This is a genomic window from Devosia ureilytica (genome assembly GCF_024273195.1).
Taxonomy (GTDB): Bacteria; Pseudomonadota; Alphaproteobacteria; order Rhizobiales; family Devosiaceae; genus Devosia; species Devosia ureilytica.
Genome location: NZ_JAMZCU010000003.1, coordinates 183,150 through 208,601, shown reverse-complemented (window position 1 = coordinate 208,601; position 25,452 = coordinate 183,150). Strand labels below are relative to the sequence as shown.

Sequence of the window (25,452 nt, the reverse complement as noted above, 5' to 3'; positions counted from 1 at the left end):
AAACGAGGTGATCGCTTGGACCCGTCCTCGATCATGCCTGAGGTCGGTAGCGCAGCCAGGAATCCGCCTTTGCCCCAAGCCCTCACCATCCGCCCCGCCATCGCTTCTGACGCGACCACCATCGTCGAGTTCATTCGTGCCCTGGCGATCTACGAAAAACTTGAGCACGAGGCCCAGGCGACCGAGGCCGATATTGCGCGCGACCTGTTCGGCGCCGATCCCAAGGTGTTCTGCGAGATTGCCGAATGGGCGGGCAAGCCCGTCGGCTTTGCGCTCTGGTTCTACACCTATTCCACCTTCCAGGGCCGCCACGGCATCTGGCTTGAAGATCTCTATGTCAATCCGGCGATGCGCGGCAAAAGCATCGGCAAGTCGCTACTGGTACATCTGGCCCAGCGCTGCGTTGCCGAAGAGCTGGGACGGTTCGAGTGGTGGGTGCTCGACTGGAACGAGCCAAGCATCAACTTCTACAAGAGCCAGGGTGGAGTGATGCAGGACGAATGGACCAAGGTGCGCGTGGATGGCGAGGCGCTGAGGAAGCTGGGGCGTCAGGACTAAGGTCCGACCTTGGAGGGCGCATTCTGGCCGCTGCCAGCGTGTCCGCTCTGCGGCGCCCCGTCACGCGCCAAATGCCGCGCGAACATCGCAGTCATTCAGGCTGGGTTCAGGCAGGTTGTTCTAATGTGTCTCCAGCTTGGGCAAGGGTGCGGAGGACACGGTCATGAGCCAGACCATACGGACATCTCTAAGGGGACTTTGCTTTTTGGCGGGCTTTGCCCTCACGACGGCTTCCATGGCCGCGCCAATTGGCGACGTTTCGCCATCTCAGGATTGCTTTTCCAAGGCCGCTTTGCAGCACACTCTTGATAACGCCAAATGCGGTGCCCTGCCGCTCGAAATCAGGACGCCGTGCATCGTTCAGGCCATGCAAACCTACGTGGCCGCTACAGCAGCGTGCTCCAATCAGGGCAGCGGTCAGAAGTCGACCACACTCAAGCAAAATATCGACGCGCCATTCCTGCGACGCATCCGAAATTAATTCGACGTTCGCCGCGCGCCCGACGGGCCGTAGCAGCCGGACCGCATGGTGACGCTGATGGTCAGGGCATCGCGGCGCTGCAGCGTCGCGCTGCAACCCGGCTCGTCCGACCCCCACCAGGCCTCACCCTCGGGCCTGACCTGAGGGGGCTTCACTTGGCGATGTTCACGGCCACCAGGCGGCGAACATCATCAGCCTCGTTGGAATGGCCCAATCCTCCCCTTACCTTCCTCCGCCTTTCCCGCTAATTCTTCCCCATGACCATCATTTCCCTCATCGCCGCAGTCGCGCGTAACAATGTCATTGGGGCCGGCCAGACCATTCCCTGGCGCATTCCGTCCGATTTTGCCTGGTTCAAGCAAACCACCATGGCCAAGCCCATGGTCATGGGGCGCAAGCAGTTCGAGACCTTTCCCAAGCCATTGGCTGGGCGTCCGCATATCGTGGTGACCCGTCAGCATGACTATGCGCCCGAGGGCGTCCTGGTGCGCCACAATCTGCCCGAGGCACTGGCGGCGGCGCGGCGGCTGGCCGAAGCCAGTCTCGGTGATGAAATCATGGTCATTGGCGGTGGCGACATATACGCGCAGGCCCTGCCGCTGGCCGACCGGCTCTACATCAGCCACGTCGATCTGGCGCCCGAGGGTGATGTCCGGTTTCCCACTATTGACCCGGCGCAATGGCGGGTTGTGGCCACGCCGGACGTGCCGCGCTCGGACAAGGATGACGCCGCTTACGAGATAAGGGTTTACGAGCGCGTTCACGCCTCCGCGCATTGATTGGCCGCGCGCCTTGCCTATATATGGCATCAACGATTTTTCTCAGACACCGAAAGGAATGCGATGCCTTGGGAGAACAATGGTGGCGGAGGCGGCCGCAATAATGGCGGTCCGTGGGGCCAGGCGCCGGGTGGAGGCGGCGGCGGTCCACGCCGTCCGGGCGGAAACACTCCCAATCTCGAAGACATCCTGAACAGAGGTCGCGCTCAACTCGGCGGTGGTTTGCCGGGCGGTCGCTGGCTGATTGTCGGCGGCGCATTGGTCCTGGGTGCCTTCTGGGTGCTCAACTCCATCTACACCGTCAACGAAGCGGAAGTCGGCGTCGAGTTCCGCCTGGGTGCGCCCAAGCAGGAGCTGTCCACAGCGGGTCTGCATTTCCACCTCTGGCCGATCGAGACGGTCGAGAAGGTCAATACTTCACAGAACCAGACTTCCATCGGCACGGCTTCGGGCTCCGGCTCGCGCTCCAATGCTGATGATGGGTTGATGCTTTCGGGTGACCAGAACATCGTCGACGTGCGCTTTGCAGTGCTGTGGTCGGTGGGCAACCCGGTCGAATACCTGATCAATGTCCGCGATCCCGAGGAAATGGTTCGCAACGCTGCGGAAAGCGCCATGCGCGAAGTCGTGGGCCGTCGTCCGGCTCAGGATATTTTCCGTGATGACCGCGCTGGCATTGCCATCGAGGTGCAGCAGATCACTCAGGACATCCTGGATTCCTACGCAATGGGCGTTTCCATCCAGCAGATCTCCATCGAGAACGCGGCGCCGCCGGCGGAAGTGGCCGATGCCTTCAATGAAGTGCAGCGTGCCGAGCAGGATGAAGACCGCCTGCAGGAAGAAGCCCGCTCCTACGCCAATACCCTTCTGGGTGATGCTCGCGGTCAGGCCGCAGCCTTGCGCGAAGAGGCGGCTGCCTATTCCAACCGCGTGGTGCAGGAAGCAACCGGTGAGGCCGAGCGCTTCAACGCCGTGTATGCTGAATACGTCAATGCGCCCGAAGTGACCCGCAAGCGTCTGTTCCTTGAGACCATGGAACAGGTTCTGGGTGCCTCCGAAAAGGTGCTGGTGGAAAACGGAGCCGGCGGCTCGGGCGTCGTGCCCTATCTGCCGCTGCCGGAGCTTCGCTCCCGCGCAAACACGAGCACGGGGCAGTAAACCATGAACAATCGTCTTTTCATCATCGGCGCCGTCATCGTAGCGGCCCTTTATGTCCTGTTCTCGTCGATCTATGTGGTCAACGAGCGCGAGCAGGCCATTGTCATGCGTTTCGGCCAGATCACCGATGTCCGCGCCGAGCCGGGTCTTTATTTCAAGATCCCGACCGATATCGTGGATAGCGTGCAGATCATCGAGGATCGCCTGCTGCGCCAGGACATTGCCGACATGACCGTGCAGGTCTCGGGCGGCGCGTTCTACGAAGTGGACGCCTTCCTCACCTACAAGATCGTTGATCCCGTGCTGTTCCGTCAGCGGGCTCTGGGCCAGCTTTCGGTGGCACAGGACCGTATTGCGACGCGGTTCGACGCTGCCCTGCGTCAGGTCTATGGTCTGCGTGAATTCAACGCCGCTCTTTCCGAGCAGCGCCCGCAGATGATGACCGAGGCTCGTGATCTCATCCGCCCGGAAATGGCCCAGCTGGGCATCGAGGTCGTCGATGTGCGTATTCTGCGCACGGACCTTGCCAGCGAAGTCTCGGAGCGGACTTTTGAGCGCATGCGTGCCGAACGTCTGGCCGAAGCCGCGCTGCTGCGTGCCCGTGGTCAGGAACAGGCACAGAGCCTGCGCGCCATTGCCGAACGTCAGGCCGTGGAAATTGTGGCGGCTGCCACCCGTGACGCGGAAATCATCCGTGGTACGGGCGACGCTGATCGCAACCGCATCTTCGCCTCGGCCTATAGCCAGGACGCAGAGTTCTTCGAGTTTTACCGCTCGATGGAATCCTACCGGACTGCCCTTGGCACGAGCGGAACCACGATGATCCTGTCGCCAGACAGCGCCTTCTTCCGTTACTTCGGTTCGGATGGCGAACTGCCGGCAGCCAGCACGAGCTTCGCAACGCCACTGCCACAGCAATCCGCACCCGCTGCCGCCACCTCGGCGCCGAGCGAGCCGGCTCTTGATGGCCTGGGCATTGAAGAGTCCGTTACGCCCAGCCTGACGCTGGACGATGGTTCGGAACTCCAGCCTACGGTCGGCACGGAAGCGCCGCCCGTGGTCGAAGAGCCCGCGGCTGCGCCAGCGCAGTAAGGCGCGTCGCGATCAAACATAAGGGCCGGCGCAGTCACCTGCGCCGGCCCTTTGCTTTTCGGTGCTTGGGTGTCCGATCAGCGCACGAACTCGTCGTCGTAGTACCCCTGAAGGTAGAGCAGGGCGGTCAGGTCGCCATGATCGATGCGAATGCCGGCGGCGGCGGCCACGGCCGGCTTGGCATGGAGGGCCACACCAAACCCGGCAACGCCGATCATGTCGAGGTCATTGGCGCCGTCACCCACGGCCAGGGTCTGGATTGGGTTCAGACCGCGTTCATTTGCCAAAGCCAGGAGCCGGTCCCGTTTGGTGTTCTTGTCGACGATGGGCTTGGTGACCGTCCCGGTCAGGGCATCACCATCGAACTCGAGCACATTGGCAATCGCTTCATCAAAGCCGATGCGCCGGGCAAAATAGTCGGCAAAAAAGGTAAAGCCGCCAGACACCAGGGAGGTATAGGCGCCATAGGCCTTCATGGTCTGCACCAGCGCCCGCCCGCCTGGCGCCAACGTAATTGCCTCGCGGCGAATTTCTTCGATGACAGAACGCTTTAGCCCCTTGAGCAGGGCTACGCGGGTGTCCAGCGCCTCGGCAAAATCGAGCTCGCCACGCATCGCCCGGTCGGTGATTTCAGCCACTTGGGGTTTGAGATCGAGGGCTACGGCAAGCTCGTCGATGCACTCCTGTTCGATCATGGTGGAGTCCATGTCGGCCACCAGCAATTGCTTGCGGCGCCCCTCGGTCGGCACCAGATTGGCATCGACGGCCCTTTTGCCGATAATGTCACGCGCCACCTGCACCGCATCCGGCGCCTTGGGCTCGATAATATCGCAGGCAATACCGTGGTTTAGCCAGTTGAGTTCTCCCCCGGTTTGGGCCACCACAGCTTGGGCAAGGGCCGCGTCCAGTTCGGGGTCGGCAGGATTGGTGATGAGGGACAGAACCGGCATGGCGACAGCTACTTTCGGGAGAGTTCGGTGACGAGCCAAAGGCGCGCTGTGCTGATAGCGGGTCCGACTGCCAGCGGCAAGTCGGCGCTGGCGCTTGAGCGGGCGCGTTCCGGTGGCGGGGTCATCATCAACGCCGATGCCATGCAGGTTTACGACACTCTGCGGGTGGTTACGGCCCGCCCCAGCCCGGAGGATGAGGCGCTGGCCGACCACCGGCTCTATGGCGCTGTGCCCGCAGGCGAGCGGTTTTCCACCGGGCAATGGGTGCGCTCGGTTGAGACACTCATCGCCAGCCTCGATCCGTCACGCGAACTGATTTTTGTTGGTGGCACAGGGCTTTACTTCGATGCGCTGATACATGGATTCGCCGATGTGCCGGAGATTTCAGCGGCGTTGACCTTTGAAGTTCAACAAGAGATTCAGGCGCTGGACGAGCCGGAACGCATGGCACTGCTTCTGGCCGAGGACCCCGCAACAGCGCAGCGCCTCAAGGTTGCCGATCCGCAGCGGGTTACCCGCGCCATTGCGGTCAAGCGTGCGACCGGCCGGGCCCTGTCGAGCTTTCAGGATAGCCAGCAGCCTGGTCTGCTGGAGAATTGGGCGCTTGAGCGCATGGTACTTTCGCCCGACCGCGACGTCTTGCGTGAGCGGATTGCGCGCCGGTTTTCCGCGATGTTCGAGAATGGCGCCGTCGCGGAGGTCGAGGCAATCCGCGCGCAAAACCTGGACCCGGCGCTCCCCGCGATGAAGGCCATCGGCGTGCGCGAGATTTCCGATTGGCTCGACGGCGTGCATAGCCGCGAAGACGCGATCACGCTCGCCACCATCGCCACCCAGCAATATGCCAAGCGCCAGCGCACCTGGTTCCGCAACCGCATGGGCGACTGGCCGCGACTGGGCCTCGGAGGCGCGCCGCTCTAGGATCAATCACCAGTCAGCCCAGGGCGGCATCAGTTGAATGTCGAAGGGTCCTGGGCGATGCGCTGGAGCAAACCGAGCCGTTCGCGCATGGCGAAGCGGCCAACCAGCAGCACCGCCACGAAGGCAAGGCCCGCGGCAAGTCCCAGCCAGATGCCGACGCCGCGCAGGTTGAGCACAAAGCCCATCAGCCAGGCAACGGGAAGGCCGACGCACCAATAGCCGAAAATGGCCATGATCATGGGCACCTTGGTGTCGCTCAAGCCACGTAGCGAGTGCGCCGCCCAGACCTGGGCGCCATCGACGAGCTGGAACAATCCGGCAATGGCCAGGTAAGTCGCCGCGAGCACCAGCGCGCTCTGGTTTTCGGGCAGTTTGGGGTCAAGAAAGACCGATACGATTGCCGGACCGAAGAGCACGAACGACAGCGCCGAAATGCTCATGAAGGCCATGCCCAGCACGAAATTTGTCCATCCCGCCTTGCGAATGCCTTCGGCGTCCCGGCGTCCATAGGCGATGCCGACACGCACAGTGGCCGCGATGCCCAGGCCCAGCGGCACCATGAAGGCGAGGGACGCACATTGCAGCGCCACGGCATGGGCAGCCAGCTCGTCGGTGCCCAGGCGGCCCATGAGGATTGCGGCGGCGGCGAACAGGCCGACTTCGGCCAGAACCGTCAGCCCGATGGGCGTGCCGATGCGGAATATCTCGCGGAACCGCGGCCAGTCGGGCTTCCAGAAACGGATGAGAATGTTGAAGCGCTTGAAACGGCGATGCCGCAGCACATAGGCCAGCATGACGGCCAGCATGAACAGATTGGTCAGCACGGTCGCGATGGCCGCTCCGCGCAGTTCCAGCCGCGGCAGGCCAAAATGACCGAACATCAGCAAATAGTTGGCAACTGCGTTGACGATCACCCCGCCGACGGTGATCACCAGGATCACGCGCGTGCTGTCAAAGGTCGAGAGCAGCGAGCGCAGCACAATGACGCCCATGGCGGGCGCCAGCATCAGCACGGCAAGCTGCACATACTCCTCGGCGCGGGCCACCAGCACCGCATCCTGGCCGAGCCAGCCATAGACGGTGCGGATCTGCAGGATGATCGGAGCCAGCAGCAGCGTCAGCAGGATAGCCGCCCAGAAGCCCTGGCGAACCACACGGCGGATGGCCTTGATGTCGCGGGCGCCGCGCGCCTGCGCCGTCAGCGGGGCCACGGCACCAACAACACCGACGCCGAACAGAAACAGCGGCATGATAAAGCTCGACGCCAGCGTCCCAGCCGCAAGTGCCTCAGGGCCCAGCCAGCCCATCATGATGACGTCGGTTGCCTGCAAGGCGTTCTGCGCGATCTGGGCGATGACCAGGGGCCACGCCAGTGCAAAGGTAGAACGGAATTCCGCGCCCCAGCCCCGCAGGGATGGAGGCGCCGGCGGCGCCGGCATGGCCGACGCGACGTTGTCGCTCATTGTTTATTCTCTCACTCGCGCCCCATGCTGTAGTCCAATCCGCCCCCGCGCGAAAGCCGGGGCCAAATCTGCATGGGGCTGTTGATGAACATGTTAAGTCGAACGCTGATGATCTTCGCGGGGCTGCTGGGCGCTGCCGGTGTTGCTGCCGCCGCGGGCGCCTCCCATGGCGAAAGCCGCAATCTCTCGGCGATTGCCACCATTTTCCTGGCGCATGCACCGGCGCTGCTGGCGTTGGCCATGCTCGGCAAGGGCAGGGTGCTGTCGGTGGCGTCGCTGGTCCTCGCCCTGGGTGCCATGGTGTTTGGCGGCGACCTGGCTCTGCGCGAATGGGCTGGTCACGGCCTCTTTCCTGGCGCGGCGCCGCTTGGTGGTGGGGCCATGATCCTTGGCTGGCTGGGTGTAGCCATTGCCGGGGTGGCGGGCAAATCGCGCCCTTGAATTAACAAAGGTTAAAACTGCGTCGGAACCATTCACGGCGCCGTGCATTCTTTCGTGCGAGCAATTTCGTTGGAGGACTACATGCACAAGATCCTGATCATCGCCGCAACCACACTGTCCCTTGCCGCCTGCACCACCACCCAACAGGGTGCGACGGTGGGTGCCATTGGTGGCGGCATCATCGGCGCCAGCGCCACTGGCGGGAATGTCGTTGGCACGGCAGTTGGTGCCGGCATCGGCGCTGTCGCAGGCGCAGCAGCTGGCGAATTGCTGGGCTATTATGGCACCAGCCGTGATCGTTGCGTCTACGAAGAGCCCGATGGCGACCGCTATATTGCGGCCTGCCCGCGCGGCTAAAGCATACCCGAAAAACCGCAGCGCCCCCTGCGGTTAAGCGCCCCCAGGCGCCAGACACCCGGTTGGCCCCCCAGCCGGGTGTTCTCTTGAGCAAAGGGGGTATTCCGTGGCGCGGTGACAGCGGCCTTGAAAATGTCGCTGTAAACAGAGATAATTCGTTTCATACGTGCCACTTGTCTTGCGCTATCTGAACGACCGGCCTGCCCGGAAACTTGGCTACCTCCTGATCTCGTGAACCGTAAGTCTGGGAAATGCACACCCCGGATAAACCCTTCCGCCGCATCTGCGGCACAACAGACCAAGAGGACCATCCAGATGGCCGCCATCACCGGTACCGTGAAATTCTTCAACACCACCAAGGGCTACGGCTTCATCTCGCCTGACAATGGCGAGAAGGACGCATTCGTCCACATTTCTGCTGTTCAGCGTTCGGGCCTGCAGGGCCTGTACGAAGGCGACAAGGTCAGCTTCGAGCTGCAGACCGGCCGCGACGGCAAGATCTCGGCTTCCGAGCTGACCCTGCTGAGCTAATTGCTCGCATCGAGCCAATTACGCACATATGAAAGGGCCCTGCGGGGCCCTTTTACTTGCAATCGTGTGCAGCATCTGTCCGGCTGTAGACAATGACCGACTCAGATTGATGCTGACTGATATGCGTGATTTTCTTAAACACTGGAGCCCCCAGGTCGACACCGCTCCGGCGCTGCGCCAGGCGGGTGCCTTGCCCTATTCCATCGTCGAGGGACGCATGGCGTTCCTGCTGATTACGTCTCGGCGGAGCGGCAAGTGGATATTTCCAAAGGGCGCCATCGAGCCGGGGATGACCCCGTGGGAAAGCGCGGCGCACGAGGCGCTGGAAGAAGCGGGTGTGACCGGCGAAGTCTCCCAGTCCGTGGTTGGCAGCTATCGTGCCAGCGCCGGGGCGGACGGCAGTGTGTTGCTCGACGTCGATCTCTATCCCCTGCGGGTCACCCAGCAGCTCGACATCTACAAGGAAAAGGGACAGCGCATGCGACATTGGGCGACGCTATCCGAGGCCAAGCGGCTCCTGGCCGATCCGGTCCTGGGGCGTCTGGCCATGCGTCTCCACGCTCAGCATATCCCCAGCTAGAGCGCTTCATACTCAGGCGGACGCGGTTCCAGCGCCTCCCTCCGCACAAGGGGAGGGACCGAGGGTGGGGTGTCGGCATGTCCTTTGGCTCGGCGTCTTCTGAGTTCGCGTCACCCCCGCTCCAGCTCTGCTTTGGCCTGTCGGCCTGGCGTCGCTGCCCTCCCCACAAGGGGGAGGGAGACAAAAGAGCCGCGAGTTCAGATAAACGTGAAATGATCTAGGGCTAAAGATCCCGACGAGCCGCCTGCGCCTTACCCCAGGATGAGGCTTAGTCCGAAGTACAGCGCTGCCGAAACTGCGGCGGCGGCGGGTACTGTGATGACCCAGGCGGCGGCAATCGAATAGACATGCTGGCGCCGCACCAGGAGGCGCGTCTCCACCTGCCGGGCATTGGCCAGGGCCTCCTCGGGCGTGGCATTGAGCTGGTCGACATCGACCAGGCGCGCGTTGACCGGCACGGCGGTGCCTTCCATGTCGCGCCGCGAGATGTACTCACGCAGGAAGCCAACGCCGAACACCGCGCCGACAGCGATATGGGTCGATGAGACCGGCATGCCGAGCGCCGATGCGATCAGCACCGTCACGGCTGCGGACAGTGCGGCGCAGAAGGCACGGATTTCATTGAGCTTGGTGATCTGCTCGCCGACTGTGCGAATGAGGCGGGGGCCGAACAGAGCCAGCCCAAGCGAGATGCCGATGGCGCCGATCGCCAATACCCAGAAGGGCAAGGCGATGCCGGCCACTTCGCCATGGCCAGTCTGAATGGTGGTGACGATGGCTGCAAACGGGCCGATGGCGTTGGCCACGTCATTGGCGCCGTGGGCAAACGAGAGCAGGGCCGCCGAAACGATCAGCGGCAGCCGGAACAGATTGGCCACATGCTTCTTGCGGTTCTCCATGTGGCGAGACTGGTGCCGCACCCAGGGCATGGCGGCGACCCAGCCCAGGCAGCCAAATACGATGCCGAGCAGGAAAGCGATGCCCCAGCCCGGTTTCCAGACGCGGCTCAGGCCCTTGGTGGCAAGATACATGGCGAAGACGCCGGCCATCACCGCCACAAAGACCGGCACCCAGACACGGGCCGAGGTGATCTTGTCGAGGCGGGTGGTGATGGTGGCGCGGATGATCACGAGGAAAACGGCCGCCAGCAGCCCCCCCATGACCGGGGAGATGACCCAGCTCATGGCGACCGCGCCGATTGTTGGCCAGTTGACGACTGCAAAGCCGGCCGAGGCAATGCCTGCGCCCAAGACACCGCCCACCACCGCGTGAGTGGTCGACACCGGCGCGCCGACATAGGTCGCGAGGTTGACCCATAGCGCGGAGGCGAGGAGGGCCGACATCATCACCACGACAAAGGTGCGTGCATCCATTTCGGGAGAGATGAGCAAGTCCCGGGCGACGGTATTGACGACGTCGCCGCCGGCCAGGAGGGCGCCGGCAGCCTCAAAAATAGCTGCAATGATAAGGGCGCCCACCATGGTCAGCGCTCGCGAGCCGACTGCTGGGCCCATATTGTTGGCCACGTCATTGGCGCCGACATTGAGCGCCATATACCCGGCGATCAGCGCGGCTATGACCACGACATAGGTGCCGGGGCCCTGGCCGACCGCAAAACTGGCCCAGACGCCGGCCACCAGCAGGAACACCAGGGCGATGCCCGGCGCCGCCAGCGAGCGACTGAGGTCATGGGTGGCGGTTTCGAGGCCCGAAACCCGCTGCAGATCCTTGTCGAGCGCGCTTTTGCTCATGTCACCGGACTGTCATAATTGGCATTGGCTCCGCCCTTAGCATCTCATGGCGTGTCTGCCAGCCCCATTTGTCGGCTGCGAGCGCGCAATGCACGAGATTCCGCATGCTGCCATACTAGGACGGCTCTATGGCGGCTTGACTTCAGTCGGGCAGTGCTTTTATCAATGCGCACCAGATTTTATGGAGAGGTCCCGTGCGGGCACTCATTCTCGTAGTAGGTAGGCGCATCGGCAACGTGGGGTAAAACCCCGCGCGATAGCTGATGCGCCGAAAACAGGTCCCAAACGGGGCCTTTTTTATTGCCTATTTTTCCGCTGCGCGGGAGAGGCGGCAGCCAGGGACAGGCCCCAGCGGGGCAAAGAATAGGGAAGGGCTAAGACATGGCCGAGAAAATGACTGGCGCTGAAATGGTGATCCAGGCGCTGACCGATCAGGGTGTCGAACATATTTTCGGCTACCCCGGCGGCGCCGCATTGCCCATCTACGACGCCATGTTCCAGCAGGATTTCGTCCAGCACATCCTGGTGCGGCACGAGCAGGGCGCGACCCACATGGCCGAAGGCTATGCCCGCTCCACCGGCAAGCCGGGCGTGGTTCTGGTCACCTCCGGCCCCGGCGCCACCAATGCGGTCACAGGCCTCACCGACGCGCTGATGGATTCGATCCCGATGGTCTGCATCACCGCGCAGGTGCCGACCACGCTGATTGGCTCGGATGCGTTCCAGGAATGCGACACGGTCGGCATTACCCGCTCCTGCACCAAGTACAATTATCTCGTGAAGCGCGTGGAAGACCTGCCGCGCGTCATGCACGAAGCCTTCCTCATCGCCACCACAGGCCGGCCCGGTCCGGTCGTGGTCGATATTCCCAAGGACGTGCAGTTTGCGCTGGGCGAGTATTATAAGCCCGACCTCGATACGCTGCGCCACCAGAGCTACCATCCGCAGATGGATGGCGATGCGGCGGCCATCGAGGCGGCGGTCGATCTGATGCTTAAGGCCGAGCGGCCGATCTTCTACACCGGCGGCGGCGTCATCAATGCCGGTCCGCAGGCGTCCGAGCATCTGCGCGAGCTTGCCGAGCTGACCGGTTTCCCGGTGACGTCGACGCTCATGGGCCTTGGCGCCTTCCCGGCGTCCAATCCGCAGTGGATGGGCATGCTGGGCATGCACGGCACCTACGAGGCGAACCTGGCCATGCATGACTGCGACGTCATGATCAACATTGGCGCCCGGTTCGATGACCGTATCACGGGCCGCATCGATGCCTTCTCGCCCAATAGCCGCAAGATCCATGTCGATATCGATCCCTCTTCGATCAACAAGGTCGTGCGCGTGGATGTGCCGATCATTGGCGATTGCGAGCGGGTGCTGGCCGAAATGGTTCGCGTCTGGCGGTCGAAGACCAATCAGCCGCGCACCGAGGCCATCGCGCCGTGGTGGGCGCAGATCGAAAAATGGCGGGCGGTGAATTCGCTCGGCTACAAGAACTCGGACACCACCATCAAGCCGCAATATGCCATCGAGCGGCTTTACGAGGCGACGAAGAAGCAGGGCAAGGAGGTGTTCATCACCACCGAAGTCGGCCAGCACCAGATGTGGGCCGCCCAGCATTTCCACTTCGACAAGCCAAACCGCTGGATGACCTCGGGCGGTCTCGGGACGATGGGCTACGGCCTGCCGGCAGCTGTTGGCGTCCAGGTCGCCCATCCCGATGCGCTGGTGATCGATATTGCCGGCGAGGCTTCGGTGCAGATGACCATGCAGGAGATTTCGACGGCAGTGCAGTATCGGCTGCCGATCAAGATCTTCATTCTCAACAATGAGCGCATGGGCATGGTGCGCCAGTGGCAGGATCTGCTGCACGGTTCGCGCTACGCCCATTCCTATTCGGAATCGCTGCCCGACTTCGTCAAGCTGGCAGAAGCTTATGGCGGCAAGGGTATCCGTTGCGAGAACCCGGCTGAGCTAGATGCCGCCATCGCCGAAATGCTCGATTACGATGGCCCGGTGCTGTTCGACGTCATCGTCGAAAAGGACGAAAACTGTCTGCCGATGATCCCGTCGGGCAAGCCGCACAATGAAATCATCCTGCCCGACACCGCCAATATCGGGGACATCATCGACGAGAAGGGACGGCAGCTCGTCTAGGGCGCTGCAAGGAGAAACGCCATGAACGCACATTTGCAGCCCACCGGCTCGGCCTATTTCCTGACCCAGGAAACCCAGCAGTCGGAACGCCATACCCTGTCGGTCCTGGTCGACAATGAGCCGGGCATTCTCGCCCGCGTCGTCGGCCTGTTTTCGGCCCGAGGCTACAATATCGAAAGTCTGACCGTCAGCGAGACCGAACACGACAAGCGACTTAGCCGCATCACTGTTGTCGTCATCGCCACGCCCAAGACCCTGGTGCAGATCAAGCTGCAGCTCGAACGCCTCGTGCCGGTGCACAAGGTGCATGACCTGACGGCCGAGGGCGCTTATCTCGAACGCGAGCTGGCGCTGATCAAGGTCAATGGTACGGGCGACCAGCGCGCCGAGACGCTGCGGCTGGCCGACGCTTTCCGTGCCCAGATTGTCGATGCGACGGTGGAGAGCTTCGTGTTTGAAGTGACCGGCAAGCCCAGCAAGATCGACAGCTTCATTACCCTGATGCAGCCGCTTGGCCTGATCGAAGTGGTTCGCACGGGCCTGGCCGCGATTTCGCGCGGGCCGGAAGGCATGTGATCAGGTAACGCTGATCGCACTTATCACAAGGTTCGATTGGGCGGGGCGCCCAGTCTGGTGTATGGCAGGCTCCGGTTCTATCGGATGCCCGCCATGACACTGCTTTCCGTCAATCTCAATGCCGTCGCGCAGTTGCGCAATCGCCGCGATCTCCCGTGGCCGAGTGTTACCGGCATTGCTCGGATCGTGCTCGACGCCGGCGCCAGTGGCATCACCGTGCATCCACGCCCGGACGAACGCCATATCCGGCGCACCGACGTGTTCGAGCTCGCCGCACTTTTGCGCTCAGACTATCCAAAGGCCGAGTTCAATATCGAGGGCTATCCGAGCGAAGACTTTCTTGAGCTTGTCGAGCAGGTGAACCCGCAGCAGGTGACGCTGGTGCCTGACGATCCGGCGCAGGCAACCTCCGACCACGGCTGGGATTTCGCCGGCAAGGGCAATTACCTGACTTCGATTGTGCAGCGGATGAAGCGCCCCGACCGGCGCATTTCGCTTTTCTGCGATCCCGATGCCGGGGCAAATGGCATCGCCGCCGCCAAGGCGACAGGTGCAGATCGGGTGGAATTGTTCACCGGACCCTATGGCGCCTGCTTTGACGATGTCGCGCAGGCGGAGCGAGAACTGGCCGCGCTTGCCGATACCAGCCGGGCCGCACTGGCTGCCGGCCTGGATGTCAATGCGGGGCATGACCTGACGCTCGAAAACCTGCCGGCCTTTCAGGCCGCAGTGCCCGGCGCTGCCGAGGTATCCATCGGCCATGGGATCACCGCCGACGCCCTGTTGATGGGTTTTGCCGAGGCGACACGGCGCTATGTGGCGGTCTTGGCCGGGTAACAGCGCCGCGTCGTGTTGCCGGTCAGTCTCGGTAGTTGAACTCGCTCATTTCGCAGACATTGTTGCCGTATTTCACGAGATCGTCGCCATCTTCAAAGACGGCGCGAAAATCATACATGCAATATCCCGTGCCATCATCGATATTGATCACGACACTGTTCCCTGATGGCAGGATATTTCGACCAAGAATGTCTTCTTGCCAGGTGGTGGCATCTTTGTTGGATGCATAGAATTCAATGATGTCGTATGACGTGTAATTGTTGATGCGCACGCGACGATCAAGCGCATTTGCACTTGTCGTGCTGGCAAGCGCGACAGCAAAGGCCAGTGCGGCTATGTCGAACTTCATTAATTCTCTCCCAATCCCCCATGAAAGTTCTGATATATTGATCGCGCCAAAAATAAAGGCAAGAGCCATTACTTTGGCGGCTCCGCTTTTGTTTGATTCTGGTAAATTCGCGGCCTCGCGGCACCCTTGATTCTGACCGATACCTGCGTTGGCGCGCTGCGGCAGTCCCTACTGTTTCGGCCTGACGAACAGTGTGTCAGGCCTCAGCCCGGCAAAATGCCCATTTTGGGCAGCCACTCTGCCATTTCATTCGAAAATGCTGACATTTCTTATACTTACATCGGTGTGCCTGGGGCAGCTTTGTGTCCCCGGCTGACAAAGACGTGCCTTCTTGAGCTTATTCGGTGCAGGCACATATATCGCCTCAGTTACGTTTTGTTACTAAGGAGGGCATCGCAATGTCCAAGCTCAAGATCGGCGTCATCATCTCGTCCACTCGTCCCACCCGCTTCGGTGAAACCCCGGCAAAGTGGATTCTCGAGAAGGCCAATGAGCGCCCCGAGATCGCTGCCGAGATCGTCGACCTGCGCGATTTCGACCTGCCGTTCTTTGACGAAATGGCCTCCAATGCCTGGATGCCGTCGCAGAACGCCAATGCCGTGAAATGGCAGAACAAGATTTCCGAATTCGACGGCTTCATCTTCGTGGTGGCCGAATATAACCGCGCCATCACCGGTGCGCTCAAGAATGCCCTCGATCAGGCCTATGTGAACTGGAACAAGAAGGCATTCGGCGCCGTGGGCTATGGCACCGTTGGTGCTGCCCGCGCCATTGAGAACCTGCGTACCATTGGCGTGGAACTGCAGATGGTTTCGACCCGTTCGGCCGTCCACATTGCCGGCGCCGACTTCATGTCCGTGCACCCCGGCTTTGGTGGCACCAAGACCCTTGCCGAGATCGAAGGCTCGATCGGCAATTCCGCCAAGGACATGCTCGACCAGCTGGTCTGGTGGGGCACTGCCGCCAAGGCTGCTCGCGACGAGGAAGCGCTCGAGACCGCCGAAGCCGCCGAATAATTCGAAGACCTCCAAGTCCTCGTTTGCCAGGCAGGGGCTGCTCCGAAAGGGGCGGCCCCTGTTTGCGTTTTGAACTATTCGGTACAGTGGGTGTTGTGTGTGACCGGTGTCGGGTGTATAGCGGCGCCCGCCCTGAAACAGCGAGAGCCCCCAAGCTCATGACGCATACGGAAACTGCCGGCCAACCAGCCGGTGACGTAGCGACCAACCAGGCCGGCCACGTAAAGTCCAGCCTGCCAATCCTCGTACTCGGCGCCCTGGGCGTTGTTTTCGGCGATATCGGAACCAGTCCGCTTTACGCGTTTCGCGAGGCATTGCACGCCACCACGCACGGCGGGCAAACTGTGGCGGGCTATGACGAAGTGCTGGGGCTGCTCTCGCTCATCGTCTGGGCGCTGACCCTGATCGTGACCGTGAAATATGTCGGCTTCGTGCTGCGCGCCGATAACAATGGCGAAGGCGGCACCCTGTCGCTGATGTCCTTGGCCCGTCGTGCCGTCAAATCCAATCGCGGCGTTGTCCTGGCGCTTGGCCTTGTCGGCGCAGCGCTGTTTTTCGGTGATGCCATCATCACTCCGGCCATTTCGGTGCTCTCGGCCGTTGAGGGTCTGCAGGTTGTCGAGCCGCGGCTGACCCGATGGATCGTGCCGATCACCCTGCTGATCATCTGTGCATTGTTCATGGTGCAGCGCTTCGGGACCGGCAAGGTGGCCGCCGTCTTCGGCCCGGTCACCGCCATCTGGTTTCTCTCCCTGGGCGTCTCCGGCACGGTGCATATCATCGAAGCGCCGCAGGTGCTCTTTGCGATCAACCCGTTCTACGGCCTGACCTTTGTCATCAACCATCTCGGAATATCGCTGGTGGTGCTGGGTGCCGTCTTCCTGGCCGTGACGGGTGCGGAAGCGCTTTACGTCGATCTGGGCCATTTCGGGCGCAAGCCGATTGTCCTTGGTTGGCTGCTGATCGTGTTTCCCTGCCTGCTGCTGAATTATTTCGGCCAGGGCGCTTACGTATTGGCCCATCCGCATGCGGCGGAAAATCCGTTCTTTCTGATGCAGCCCGAGTGGGCGCGTATCCCCATCGTGATCCTTGCCACCATGGCGACCGTGATCGCCAGCCAGGCCGTGATTTCCGGCGCCTATTCGTTGGCGCGGCAGGCCACTAACCTCAACCTCTTTCCGCGCCTGAACGTGCTGCATACGTCAGAAACGCAAAGTGGCCAAATCTACATGCCGCAGATCAACACCATGCTGTTCATTGCGGTGATGGTGCTGGTCATCGGCTTCCAGAGTTCGAGCGCACTGTCTGCGGCCTATGGCATTGCGGTCACCGGGGAAATGCTCGTCACCGCCATCCTGCTGTTCATCATCATGCGCGGCATCTGGGGCTGGAAGCTCCTTTCGGCGCTCGCGGTGGTGGTGCCCCTGGGTCTTATCGACCTGGGCTTCTTCGTCGCCAACCTGGCGAAGTTCTTCCAGGGCGGTTGGGTGCCTGCGGTTGTCGCCACGATGCTGGTCATCATCATGGTCACCTGGATGACGGGGCGCCGGCGACTTGCCGAAAAGACCCGTCGCGATGAGGTGCCGCTCGAGTTCCTGGTCGAAAACCTCGCCAAGAAGAAGCCGACAACGGTCCCGGGGACGGCTGTGTTCCTCACCAGCGATGTCGAAGGCGCCCCAACCGCGCTGTTGCATAGCCTCAAGCACTACAAGGTGCTGCATGAGCAGAACGTCATCCTGACCGTTCGCACATCCACTTCGCCGCGCGTGCCCGACGATGAGAAGGTGACCATCGACGCCTATAACGAGTTGTTCTCGCGCGTCGTCGTGACCTTCGGCTTCATGGAAACACCCAATATCCCCAAGGCACTCGCCCTTGGTCGCAAGCTGGGCTGGAAGTTCGACATCATGTCGACCTCGTTCTTCCTGTCACGGCGTTCATTGAAGCTGGGCCAGAAGTCCGGCCCGCTGCGCTTCTGGCAGGATCGGCTGTTTATCCGCTTGGCGCGCAATGCCAGCGACGCCACCGAATACTTCCACATCCCGACCGGGCGCGTGGTCGAAATCGGCACGCAGGTGATTATCTAGCCCTGAGAAATTGGATCAGTGTGGCCGTGGCCTCACTTTTCCATGTCGGGGCAGACATAGGGCACCATGGCTGGTGCAAAGCGCTGCTCCTCGGCGCCGCCGACGAGCTTGAGATTGAGCACGAGTTCATCCGCATTCAGCCCCGAAATGTCGGCGCTGATGGTCATGCCATCTTCTTCCCAGGAAATCTCGGTCTCGGATACCTGCTGCCACTTGGACAGGCGATAGGTTTCCCAGCACGAATCCGACACCATGGTGCCGTCCGCTAAAAAGATATGCATGACGCCGGGCAGGGCGGAGGCTTCGTCCTGCTTGACCCAGACGCGGTTGAGCAGTGGGTTATCGTCGCGGACTTCGCCTTCCTCGGCGGCCGGTTCTGCTTCCTGGGCGAGCGACGGTACTGCCGCACAGGCGCCAACGCCCCAGACGGTCATCAGCGCGAAAATGGCGGCTTTGGTATCCATGTCGTTCTCCCGGGCTCCTGCCTCACTTGGTCATGGGCGAAGCAGGCTGCAAGAGTGAAGGTCCGATCGCGGCGAAATTTGGTTGCCGCCGTGATCTTGTGGAGGCATCAGGCGCGAATGCCCAACGCCTTGTCCCGGCCGTCAACGCGGCGCGCCTGCACCGGCCACAGGCTGTATTCACCATCGAGCAAGCGGGCGGCATGGACGGCCCAATTCGGATCGTCCAGCGCGCCGCGGGCCAGGGCGATGAAGTCGGCCTCGCCGTTTTCCAGAATTGCCTCAGCTGCGGCGACATCGCCGAGCAGGCCAACGGCCATGGTAGGGATGTCGGCACCCTGTTTCACGGCCTTGGAGAACGGTACCTGATAGGCGGCGGTCGAGGCGATGCGGCCTTGGGCGAAGCCGCCGCTGGAGCAGTCCACGGCATCGACGCCGCGCGCCTTGAGTTCGCGGGCCAGCACGACGCTGTCTTCCGGCGTCCAGCCGCCCGGCGCATTGTCGCTGACTGAGATACGGGCCAGCAGCGGCTTGTCTTGCGGCCATGCGGCGCGGACGGCCTCAGCGACTTCAAGCACCAAACGCATGCGGTTTTCGAGGCTCCCGCCATATTCATCCGTGCGGTGATTGGAGAGCGGCGAGAGAAACTGGTTGAGCAGGTACCCGTGGGCGGCATGAATTTCGACAGTGTCGAATCCGGCCTTTTCGGCGCGCCGGGCGGCGGCAACAAAACCGTTCACCACATGGGCAATGCCCGCGGCGTCGAGCGCGGTCGGCACCTGGAAATCGGCATTCTGTTCATCATGGGATTCCGCGCTCGGCGCGACGGGTTGCCAGCGTTCATAACCCACAGCCTGGCGCCCCTCCTGGGTCGCGAGGTCCTCGGCGCTATGCCAGGACACTGGCGTCGATGCCTTGCGCCCGGCATGGGCCAGCTGAATGCCAACCGCCGTTTCCTGGCTGTGCAGGAAGTCGACGATGCGCGCCAGCGGCGCAATTTGCTCGTCTTTCCAAAGGCCTAGGTCGCCATAGGAGATGCGGCCCTCGGCGACGACGCCCGTGGCCTCGACCATGACCAAGCCAAACCCGCCCAGTGCAAAGCGCCCCAAATGCACGAAATGCCAATCGTTGGCGACGCCATCAATGGCAGAATACTGGCACATCGGCGCCACAACAGCGCGATTGCGCAAGGTAAGACCGCGCAGGGCGATGGGCGAGAACAGCTTGGACATGAAATTTCCTTGGCCGGAGAATTGGCTGGGTCGACTGCGCCCTACATGGGCCATTTGTCCTTCATCGGCAAGTGCCGATGATTGAACGCTGTGTTGCGGCTTGTGCATATCCGTGGCTAGGCTTGGCGGTGAAGATTTTCCTGTGCCGGAGTCGCAAATGTCTGTCACCGCCGTCCGTTTTCGCGAACTGCTCGGCTTCGAGGATCGGGGCGTCACCCTGGTTTCAAGACAGGTCGAGCCGATGGGCGACTATGTCATTGAGCACCTTCGCCTGCGTATTGGCGATGAAGAGGTGCGGGGCATTCTCACACGTCCAGCGGAAGCGGAAGGGCCTTTACCTGCCATCCTCTACGGCCATTCGCACGGCGGCGGTTACGCCATTGGCGCACGCGAACTGCTTGACGGACGCGAGTATCTTGTCGGCCCGCTGGGGCCGGTATTCGCACGCGCCGGCTATGTGACGTTCTGCATCGACATGCCGGTCTTTGGTGAACGCGCCACTGTGACCGAGAGTTTTGCCGCCAAGGCGCTGCTCTGGCACGGCAAGTCGCTATTCGGGCAGATGCTGTGCGATCACGCCGCGGCGCTGACCTATCTTTGTGGGCGCGAAGACGTCGATGCGTCCCGCGTGGGGGCCTTCGGCCTCTCCATGGGGTGTGTCCTCAGCTATTGGCTGGCCGCCTTGGACAAACGGATTTCGGCGGTGGCGCATCTGTGCTGCTTTGCCGATTTCCGCACCATGATCGCCCTTGGCGCCCATGATGGTCACGGCATTTATCTCACTGTGCCGGGTCTGCTGAAGGAAGCTGATGGCGGGTCCATCGCCGCGCTGATCGCGCCGCGACCGCAATTGATCTGCGTGGGCGAGGCGGATCACCTCAGCCCGCCTGAGGCAGTGGACCGAGCCATGGAGGAATTGCGGCCCGCTTACGCTGGAGCGCCAGGCATGCTCGAATATGTCAGCGAGCCCGGTGTTGGTCATCAGGAGACCCCGAGCATGCGCGCCGCGGTCTTTGCCTTCTTCAGGCGGCATCTGGGTTAGGCGAAGCCAACCATTTCCATGGCGCGGCGCAACAGGTCTGGGTTGGTCCAGAGCATGTAGCCGCCAAAGGCCAGGGCCGCGACCAGCGCCACGCTGAACAGCTTCTTGATCACCGAAAAGATCAACCAGGCCAGGATGACGGCGCCGACGCCGAGCACGATGAGGCTTGAGGGGTCTGTTGGCATGTAAAGGCTCTGTTGTTCTGAATATTGCGGTCTAGGGCGCGGGCGAGCTCAGATTGTGTCACCTGGGAACAGGAGGCATCTGGGCGTAAGATTTGAACAACGTCCCTCATGCCTCCAACTCACACAGGACGCAAGCAGAGCCAACGTCCGCAGACCGCAGCTATGCCCAGCCAGATCGCGGATCGGGTGTTAGGGCGACGGTAGGACGGTAGGGCGGGGCGTCTGGTGCAGACCGGTGTCCCAGAGGCGGCGACGTCTCTATGTAGTCAAATTAACTGAGACCCACGCGCCTCCGGACACGTCCACATCACAACCGGAGGCCGTTTGGCGGTCCGGCGCAGCCGCTCGTTCCCGGGCGGGCAAGGCTTGTAAGAGTCCGTCATAATCTGGATTCTGGTGACGTAAGAAAGCCTGGATTTCCGGGGTTTTCTCAAGAACGCGCGGTACAGTTGGATTCTTTAGCCGCCATAGTCTGTAAAAAATGTCCGCCATAAGTTGTGAGAAAAGTCCGCCATAAGTTGGAGTCCATGCCGAGATGACGGGCATGAAAAAAGCCCGGCACCAAGGCCGGGCTGGGCTTCACTCGATGAAAGGTCGATGTCTATCCGATGCTTTCTCGCAGGTAGAGGAATGCGCCTTTCGGGAAACCCGGTTCCGGCCAAAGTCCTCGCGCGCGCAGTTCGACCAGGTGCCGTTTGGGGTTCACACCCGCATCTCGCGACAGGTCCCGCAGGCTGACATACCTGGATTTGAATGCGGCGTAGACCTTGTCATCGACCACACGCTGGGGACACCGGCGGCGCGGGTGCATGCGGATCTCGGTCGGCAGGTGGGCGTCGAGCGCTGTTTGCCACTGAGTTCGCGCGAACGGGGAGTGCAGGCGCCAATACGCTCGAATGCCTTCGGGAGAACATCGGTCATGCCCTCGAGGGGGCCAAAATCGCTCACGCCATGTCCGTTGCCAAGGTCAGTGCCGACAACCTGAAGGCCCTGGCCGACCTTCGGAAGGCTGTCACGGACGAGACAGGCAAGATCGCCGACGCAGTTCGACAGGTCGTTGGGGCAATTGCCTCAGCCTTGGCGATTGGGATTGGCCTTATTGCAGCCCGTGTGGCCGCCAATGCTCCGGGCCCTTTGGTTCTCGCGGTGATGGTAGTCGTCGCAGCCTACATCTTTGTAGTCATCTATTCAGGCCACAAGTTTGCGGCGCTGCAGCGGGGTCTGCGGGACATGTGGCGCAGTCAGATCTATCGCTTCTTGTCGCAGGACGAGTACCAGAAACTGGTTATACAGCCGAGCTTGGATGCGGAAAAGATACTGACGAAGGTGTCTTGGATCGGCGGTATCACCGTTGCTGCGACCTTTGCGGTAGCAGCTTGGGTCGCGCTTGTTCCGTTGGCATCATCCCCTGATAAAAATGCGATGCCCGAGGCTGCCCCCGTCGTTATACACGCGGCGCCAGATGTGACGCCCGAAACTCCACAAGCCGAACTGGCACCGGAAACGCAAGTGCAACTACCGTAGCACAAGGAGCCAGAGCTGGCACCTGCAGAGTCGCTGAGTGTTACTGGACAGCCATAAGGCGTCCGTCAGTGGCGCCTAGGCCATCCAACCGGGTGAGCCTGGACATCTGCCATGAATGTGGACCCCTACGCATTGAGAACCAAGCTGTGGTCCCCACCTCTTTGGTGCAGGGCATGACTGCTAAGTCCTCGACGCCGACAGTCGACCGCTAGAGCTCGAGGCGACTCAGCCCCCACCTATGTGGTCGCTAGCGATCAGATTGCAGCTCCCAAGAGCGAACGTGAGGACAGACACGTTGTTGGGGCCAAGTCGTTGCGGCTCTCAGTTGGAGAGTGTCAGGAACCTGATCTCCATCCGCAAAGCTTTCGTTAAATCGACTCGGTCATTTGCGTGCGCGCCCGAAACCCTGGACGCGTTACGCCGATGCCTAAGGCCGCCCTGACCTCGCGAATGATCTCCGATTTCTGCCGGCTGCGCCTGGCGAAAGTCCTAGAGGAAAGCGAGCGGTCCGCGGTGTGCAAATACCTGACGGATCTCCTTGAGCTACTAGCCTTCCCGCCATATCGAGGTCGTTGGATCGACTGGGCAATGGTGGGCGTCGCCGCCGGCATCGAGAAAGAACGACTGCAGTCCGCCCGGCATCAGCTCCAGCCTGTCTTCGATGCCGTATCGCGTGCCGTCGCCATGCAGGATGTGGCGCCTTCCCTTCGGACGCCATCGGAAGATATTCTGACCGCCAAGCTCCCAAAGACCCGATCGCGGTCCCGCTCCGGAGCGTCAGCGGCCGCAGATAAGCCGGCCCCGCGAAAGCGAGGCCCGAAGCCTAAGGCCATCGTCGAGTTTCCTGAACCGCTGTGGACCGAATGGGCGGAACCCGAGACCCTCTCCGAGGCCCTGAACTTGCACATGCGGCGCCATGGCGACACGGTCCGGCATCTGTATCTGGCACTGAATAGCAACGGCAATGCCAATGACCAGCGTACCCTGATGAAGTGGTGCACCGGCCAGCTATTTCCGCGTACGGTGCAGAGCCTGGCCGTCCTGGCGAAGGTAGAGCGCCGGTATCGCCTGCCCGAGGGCTACTTCAAGTTGAAGATACCGAACCGCGGGCGGGCAACTTACGGACACGGCCTCGAGGGTATCTCAGCCCATGAGCGTCGGCGCCTGGCCTGGCATCTGCCCGACGACTTCCTCAGCCGGTCGAAAGCTGAGCAGGACGAGATCCTGACTTGGGTGCGCCGCGTCATCATAACCGGATCGACCGACTACCGCCGCTATCAGGCCGAGGCCATGAAGCAGAAATATGCCGTGCGCTTCACCGCCTTCCTGGGACGCAAACGGAAGCCGGTCACCGCCAATGACAATCCGGATGTCGACCTCGATGACCTAAATGCAGAACTGCAGTCGGCCGTGGTCGATGCGCCGGCGGCGTTGGATCGGGAGATGAACGAACTCCTCCGCTTCAAGACGGCGACGCTGACCGCGTTTGGTTTCCAGCGCAACGGCGTCTGGAACGAGGAGACCGCATCGCAGAAGGTCGAGCATCTCAGCCTCATGTTCGGCTCCTTGGCGTCAGATCCCCGGAGCACGGTCAAGGGCTGCGGCGTACAGCTCGATAGTCTTTGCTTCGCCATGCTGGTCTTTCCTGCCGTATGGGACTGGTACCTGCAATGGCGGGAGCGTCGGCGCGGGTTCTACACGAAATGGGAAGTCGACATGCTGAGCGTTGTCCTAGGCATGACCCGTGCCGACACCGGTTGGATACGGCAGACGCCAGAGTTGGCCGATCGACTTCGACCAATTTCCGGCCTCATCTCCGACCACGACGTCGAGGTGGCCAAGAAGGACTGGGACGCTGCCTGCGAGACCTTCCACAGGCATGCCCGGCATCGGATCAAGGAGATCCAGCGCGTCGCCCGCGTACACCGCGATCCGTTTAAGCCCATCCTGCCGGTACTAGAGTCCGATAGCCCCGTTGGCGAATACCGCAAGATCACCGAGGAGATCGTTCGCCTGATGCCGGATGAGCGCCGGTATCCGCGCGCCGCCGCCGAGGCAGTCAGATCGTTCCTGCTACTGCGCCTAGGTATGCACCTCGGGCTGCGGCAGCGAAACCTGCGCGAGCTCCTGGTATGCCCGCGGGGGCGGATGCCGACATCGGAGCGGCACCTCGAGGACAGGAAAAGGGGGGAACTACGCTGGAGCGATCGCGAACAGGGCTGGGAAGTCCTGATCCCGGCAGTCGCCTTCAAGAACTCGACTTCATCGTTCTTTGGGTCGAAGCCTTTCCGGCTGGTGCTGCCGGACCTGGCCGGGCTCTACAACATGATCGATGCTTACCTCGACCGGCACCGCGCTCGGCTGATCGGCGACGCAACGGACCCTGGCACCTTTTTCGTGAAGTCGGTCAAGCGGACCAGTGCCGACGCATCGTACAACCAGAACACCTTTTACGAAGCTTGGCGCCTGACCATTCAGCGCTACGGGATCTACAATCCATACACCGGCCGGGGCGTGATCCGTGGCTTGCTGCCGCACGGCCCGCACAACGTCCGAGATGTACTGGCAACTCATATCCTCAAGCAGACAGGCTCATATGAGCAGGCCAGCTACGCAATCCAAGATACGCCCGACATGGTGGCCAAACACTACGGGCGCTTTCTACCCCAGGATAAGGCTGCTATCGCTGCCAAAATCCTCAACCGGGTGTGGGAGGCGGCCTGAGACGAGGAATTCAAGGTAGTCAAATGTCGGCTGCAATGCGCCCCATTTGAGACATTCAGCGCGCCTTAGCGAGGTCCCGAAAGCTGCTGGTCCGCTTTGCGAAGGTTGGCGTCTCAGGGGTGGAAAACGGACTGTCTGTTTATGGCTCAGTGGACAAGAAAAGCAGACGCCCGACGATTGGCAAACTTGGCGCGGGATAGCAGTGC

25 protein-coding genes are annotated in these 25,452 nt (G+C 61.8%); 18 read left to right on the top strand and 7 right to left on the bottom strand.

From position 1 onward, the window contains the following. Nucleotides 1-69: 69 nt before the first annotated feature. The 5 genes from NIM87_RS08905 to hflC all read left to right on the top strand — a co-directional run bounded on the left by NIM87_RS08905 (nucleotide 70) and on the right by hflC (nucleotide 4,068). Nucleotides 70-558, top strand: coding sequence for a GNAT family N-acetyltransferase (locus tag NIM87_RS08905; protein ID WP_254674303.1), 489 nt, complete (start codon nucleotides 70-72; stop codon nucleotides 556-558). Nucleotides 559-721: 163 nt separating this feature from the next. Beyond that, nucleotides 722-1,039, top strand: coding sequence for a hypothetical protein (locus NIM87_RS08900; protein WP_254674302.1), 318 nt, complete (start codon nucleotides 722-724; stop codon nucleotides 1,037-1,039). 257 nt (nucleotides 1,040-1,296) lie between these two features. Beyond that, nucleotides 1,297-1,818: a dihydrofolate reductase gene (locus tag NIM87_RS08895; protein WP_254674301.1), complete on the top strand. Its 522-nt coding sequence runs from the start codon at nucleotides 1,297-1,299 to the stop codon at nucleotides 1,816-1,818. A gap of 63 nt (nucleotides 1,819-1,881) precedes the next feature. Next, entirely contained in the window at nucleotides 1,882-2,976 is a 1,095-nt protein-coding gene (gene hflK, locus NIM87_RS08890; protein ID WP_254674300.1) for an FtsH protease activity modulator HflK, read from the top strand. Nucleotides 2,977-2,979: 3 nt separating this feature from the next. Then, nucleotides 2,980-4,068: a protease modulator HflC gene (hflC, locus tag NIM87_RS08885; protein WP_332017514.1), complete on the top strand. Its 1,089-nt coding sequence runs from the start codon at nucleotides 2,980-2,982 to the stop codon at nucleotides 4,066-4,068. Between the two features lie 77 nt (nucleotides 4,069-4,145). Here hflC and serB read toward each other — a convergent pair whose 3' ends face one another. Further along, the gene (serB, locus tag NIM87_RS08880; RefSeq protein WP_254674299.1) at nucleotides 4,146-5,018 is read right to left on the bottom strand and encodes a phosphoserine phosphatase SerB; all 873 of its coding nucleotides are present in this window, start codon (nucleotides 5,016-5,018) and stop codon (nucleotides 4,146-4,148) included. A gap of 27 nt (nucleotides 5,019-5,045) precedes the next feature. Here serB and miaA point away from each other — a divergent pair, with 27 nt between their 5' ends. Next, entirely contained in the window at nucleotides 5,046-5,939 is an 894-nt protein-coding gene (miaA, locus tag NIM87_RS08875; protein WP_254674297.1) for a tRNA (adenosine(37)-N6)-dimethylallyltransferase MiaA, read from the top strand. A 29-nt stretch (nucleotides 5,940-5,968) separates the two neighbouring features. Here miaA and NIM87_RS08870 read toward each other — a convergent pair whose 3' ends face one another. Further along, entirely contained in the window at nucleotides 5,969-7,402 is a 1,434-nt protein-coding gene (locus tag NIM87_RS08870) for an MATE family efflux transporter (RefSeq protein ID WP_254674295.1), read from the bottom strand. 84 nt (nucleotides 7,403-7,486) lie between these two features. On the opposite strand from NIM87_RS08870, the gene NIM87_RS08865 reads away from it, so the two are divergent. From NIM87_RS08865 to NIM87_RS08850, 4 genes are all read left to right on the top strand, one after another. After that, nucleotides 7,487-7,843, top strand: a complete 357-nt coding sequence (locus NIM87_RS08865; protein WP_408640062.1) for a DUF423 domain-containing protein — start codon at nucleotides 7,487-7,489, stop codon at nucleotides 7,841-7,843. 81 nt (nucleotides 7,844-7,924) lie between these two features. Further along, nucleotides 7,925-8,200, top strand: a complete 276-nt coding sequence (locus tag NIM87_RS08860; protein ID WP_254674294.1) for a hypothetical protein — start codon at nucleotides 7,925-7,927, stop codon at nucleotides 8,198-8,200. Between the two features lie 315 nt (nucleotides 8,201-8,515). Then, the gene (locus tag NIM87_RS08855; RefSeq protein ID WP_254674293.1) at nucleotides 8,516-8,731 is read left to right on the top strand and encodes a cold-shock protein; all 216 of its coding nucleotides are present in this window, start codon (nucleotides 8,516-8,518) and stop codon (nucleotides 8,729-8,731) included. A 121-nt stretch (nucleotides 8,732-8,852) separates the two neighbouring features. Then, nucleotides 8,853-9,311, top strand: a complete 459-nt coding sequence (locus tag NIM87_RS08850) for an NUDIX hydrolase (protein ID WP_254674292.1) — start codon at nucleotides 8,853-8,855, stop codon at nucleotides 9,309-9,311. Nucleotides 9,312-9,562: 251 nt separating this feature from the next. On the opposite strand, the gene NIM87_RS08845 is transcribed toward NIM87_RS08850, so the two are convergent. Further along, complete coding sequence (locus tag NIM87_RS08845; protein WP_254674291.1) at nucleotides 9,563-11,062, bottom strand: inorganic phosphate transporter; 1,500 nt, start codon at nucleotides 11,060-11,062, stop codon at nucleotides 9,563-9,565. 381 nt (nucleotides 11,063-11,443) lie between these two features. On the opposite strand from NIM87_RS08845, the gene NIM87_RS08840 reads away from it, so the two are divergent. The 3 genes from NIM87_RS08840 to NIM87_RS08830 all read left to right on the top strand — a co-directional run bounded on the left by NIM87_RS08840 (nucleotide 11,444) and on the right by NIM87_RS08830 (nucleotide 14,626). Further along, nucleotides 11,444-13,213, top strand: a complete 1,770-nt coding sequence (locus tag NIM87_RS08840; RefSeq protein ID WP_254674290.1) for an acetolactate synthase 3 large subunit — start codon at nucleotides 11,444-11,446, stop codon at nucleotides 13,211-13,213. A gap of 21 nt (nucleotides 13,214-13,234) precedes the next feature. Further along, the gene (ilvN, locus tag NIM87_RS08835) at nucleotides 13,235-13,789 is read left to right on the top strand and encodes an acetolactate synthase small subunit (RefSeq protein WP_254674289.1); all 555 of its coding nucleotides are present in this window, start codon (nucleotides 13,235-13,237) and stop codon (nucleotides 13,787-13,789) included. A gap of 84 nt (nucleotides 13,790-13,873) precedes the next feature. Next, nucleotides 13,874-14,626 (top strand): pyridoxine 5'-phosphate synthase, encoded by a 753-nt coding sequence (locus NIM87_RS08830; protein ID WP_254674288.1) that lies wholly within the window; start codon nucleotides 13,874-13,876, stop codon nucleotides 14,624-14,626. A 22-nt stretch (nucleotides 14,627-14,648) separates the two neighbouring features. Here NIM87_RS08830 and NIM87_RS08825 read toward each other — a convergent pair whose 3' ends face one another. Next, nucleotides 14,649-15,044, bottom strand: a complete 396-nt coding sequence (locus NIM87_RS08825; protein WP_254674287.1) for a hypothetical protein — start codon at nucleotides 15,042-15,044, stop codon at nucleotides 14,649-14,651. Nucleotides 15,045-15,373: 329 nt separating this feature from the next. Here NIM87_RS08825 and NIM87_RS08820 point away from each other — a divergent pair, with 329 nt between their 5' ends. Together NIM87_RS08820 and NIM87_RS08815 are read left to right on the top strand one after the other, a co-directional pair. After that, a complete protein-coding gene (locus tag NIM87_RS08820; RefSeq protein ID WP_254674286.1) occupies nucleotides 15,374-15,991 on the top strand; it encodes an NADPH-dependent FMN reductase in 618 nt (205 codons plus the stop codon). Between the two features lie 158 nt (nucleotides 15,992-16,149). After that, nucleotides 16,150-18,078 (top strand): potassium transporter Kup, encoded by a 1,929-nt coding sequence (locus NIM87_RS08815; protein ID WP_254674285.1) that lies wholly within the window; start codon nucleotides 16,150-16,152, stop codon nucleotides 18,076-18,078. Nucleotides 18,079-18,110: 32 nt separating this feature from the next. On the opposite strand, the gene NIM87_RS08810 is transcribed toward NIM87_RS08815, so the two are convergent. After that, nucleotides 18,111-18,542 carry a hypothetical protein gene (locus NIM87_RS08810; RefSeq protein WP_254674284.1) on the bottom strand — a complete coding sequence of 144 codons (432 nt, stop codon included), beginning with the start codon at nucleotides 18,540-18,542 and terminating at the stop codon, nucleotides 18,111-18,113. Between the two features lie 107 nt (nucleotides 18,543-18,649). After that, nucleotides 18,650-19,771 (bottom strand): NADH:flavin oxidoreductase/NADH oxidase, encoded by a 1,122-nt coding sequence (locus NIM87_RS08805; protein ID WP_254674283.1) that lies wholly within the window; start codon nucleotides 19,769-19,771, stop codon nucleotides 18,650-18,652. 157 nt (nucleotides 19,772-19,928) lie between these two features. Here NIM87_RS08805 and NIM87_RS08800 point away from each other — a divergent pair, with 157 nt between their 5' ends. Beyond that, complete coding sequence (locus NIM87_RS08800) at nucleotides 19,929-20,813, top strand: alpha/beta hydrolase family protein (protein ID WP_254674282.1); 885 nt, start codon at nucleotides 19,929-19,931, stop codon at nucleotides 20,811-20,813. On the opposite strand, the gene NIM87_RS08795 is transcribed toward NIM87_RS08800, so the two are convergent. Further along, nucleotides 20,810-20,998, bottom strand: a complete 189-nt coding sequence (locus tag NIM87_RS08795; RefSeq protein WP_254674281.1) for a hypothetical protein — start codon at nucleotides 20,996-20,998, stop codon at nucleotides 20,810-20,812. The genes NIM87_RS08800 and NIM87_RS08795 overlap by 4 nt on opposite strands. Nucleotides 20,999-21,949: 951 nt before the next feature. Between NIM87_RS08795 and NIM87_RS08790 the strand changes: the two genes are divergently transcribed. After that, nucleotides 21,950-22,522, top strand: coding sequence for a hypothetical protein (locus NIM87_RS08790; protein ID WP_254674280.1), 573 nt, complete (start codon nucleotides 21,950-21,952; stop codon nucleotides 22,520-22,522). A 450-nt stretch (nucleotides 22,523-22,972) separates the two neighbouring features. Then, nucleotides 22,973-25,246 carry a hypothetical protein gene (locus tag NIM87_RS08785; protein ID WP_408640061.1) on the top strand — a complete coding sequence of 758 codons (2,274 nt, stop codon included), beginning with the start codon at nucleotides 22,973-22,975 and terminating at the stop codon, nucleotides 25,244-25,246. The last annotated feature ends 206 nt before the right edge of the window (nucleotides 25,247-25,452 follow it).

Excerpts from the sequence above, each read along its gene's own strand:
- NIM87_RS08900 (WP_254674302.1), top strand. The coding sequence starts at position 722 with ATGAGCCAGACCATACGGACATCTCTAAGGGGACTTTGCTTTTTGGCG.
- NIM87_RS08895 (WP_254674301.1), top strand. The coding sequence starts at position 1,297 with ATGACCATCATTTCCCTCATCGCCGCAGTCGCGCGTAACAATGTCATT.
- hflK (WP_254674300.1), top strand. The coding sequence starts at position 1,882 with ATGCCTTGGGAGAACAATGGTGGCGGAGGCGGCCGCAATAATGGCGGT.
- hflC (WP_332017514.1), top strand. The coding sequence starts at position 2,980 with ATGAACAATCGTCTTTTCATCATCGGCGCCGTCATCGTAGCGGCCCTT.
- serB (WP_254674299.1), bottom strand. The coding sequence starts at position 5,018 with ATGCCGGTTCTGTCCCTCATCACCAATCCTGCCGACCCCGAACTGGAC.
- NIM87_RS08870 (WP_254674295.1), bottom strand. The coding sequence starts at position 7,402 with ATGAGCGACAACGTCGCGTCGGCCATGCCGGCGCCGCCGGCGCCTCCA.
- NIM87_RS08865 (WP_408640062.1), top strand. The coding sequence starts at position 7,487 with ATGAACATGTTAAGTCGAACGCTGATGATCTTCGCGGGGCTGCTGGGC.
- NIM87_RS08860 (WP_254674294.1), top strand. The coding sequence starts at position 7,925 with ATGCACAAGATCCTGATCATCGCCGCAACCACACTGTCCCTTGCCGCC.
- NIM87_RS08855 (WP_254674293.1), top strand. The coding sequence starts at position 8,516 with ATGGCCGCCATCACCGGTACCGTGAAATTCTTCAACACCACCAAGGGC.
- NIM87_RS08850 (WP_254674292.1), top strand. The coding sequence starts at position 8,853 with ATGCGTGATTTTCTTAAACACTGGAGCCCCCAGGTCGACACCGCTCCG.
- NIM87_RS08845 (WP_254674291.1), bottom strand. The coding sequence starts at position 11,062 with ATGAGCAAAAGCGCGCTCGACAAGGATCTGCAGCGGGTTTCGGGCCTC.
- NIM87_RS08840 (WP_254674290.1), top strand. The coding sequence starts at position 11,444 with ATGGCCGAGAAAATGACTGGCGCTGAAATGGTGATCCAGGCGCTGACC.
- ilvN (WP_254674289.1), top strand. The coding sequence starts at position 13,235 with ATGAACGCACATTTGCAGCCCACCGGCTCGGCCTATTTCCTGACCCAG.
- NIM87_RS08830 (WP_254674288.1), top strand. The coding sequence starts at position 13,874 with ATGCCCGCCATGACACTGCTTTCCGTCAATCTCAATGCCGTCGCGCAG.
- NIM87_RS08825 (WP_254674287.1), bottom strand. The coding sequence starts at position 15,044 with ATGGCTCTTGCCTTTATTTTTGGCGCGATCAATATATCAGAACTTTCA.
- NIM87_RS08820 (WP_254674286.1), top strand. The coding sequence starts at position 15,374 with ATGTCCAAGCTCAAGATCGGCGTCATCATCTCGTCCACTCGTCCCACC.
- NIM87_RS08815 (WP_254674285.1), top strand. The coding sequence starts at position 16,150 with ATGACGCATACGGAAACTGCCGGCCAACCAGCCGGTGACGTAGCGACC.
- NIM87_RS08810 (WP_254674284.1), bottom strand. The coding sequence starts at position 18,542 with ATGGATACCAAAGCCGCCATTTTCGCGCTGATGACCGTCTGGGGCGTT.
- NIM87_RS08805 (WP_254674283.1), bottom strand. The coding sequence starts at position 19,771 with ATGTCCAAGCTGTTCTCGCCCATCGCCCTGCGCGGTCTTACCTTGCGC.
- NIM87_RS08800 (WP_254674282.1), top strand. The coding sequence starts at position 19,929 with ATGTCTGTCACCGCCGTCCGTTTTCGCGAACTGCTCGGCTTCGAGGAT.
- NIM87_RS08795 (WP_254674281.1), bottom strand. The coding sequence starts at position 20,998 with ATGCCAACAGACCCCTCAAGCCTCATCGTGCTCGGCGTCGGCGCCGTC.
- NIM87_RS08790 (WP_254674280.1), top strand. The coding sequence starts at position 21,950 with ATGTCCGTTGCCAAGGTCAGTGCCGACAACCTGAAGGCCCTGGCCGAC.
- NIM87_RS08785 (WP_408640061.1), top strand. The coding sequence starts at position 22,973 with ATGATCTCCGATTTCTGCCGGCTGCGCCTGGCGAAAGTCCTAGAGGAA.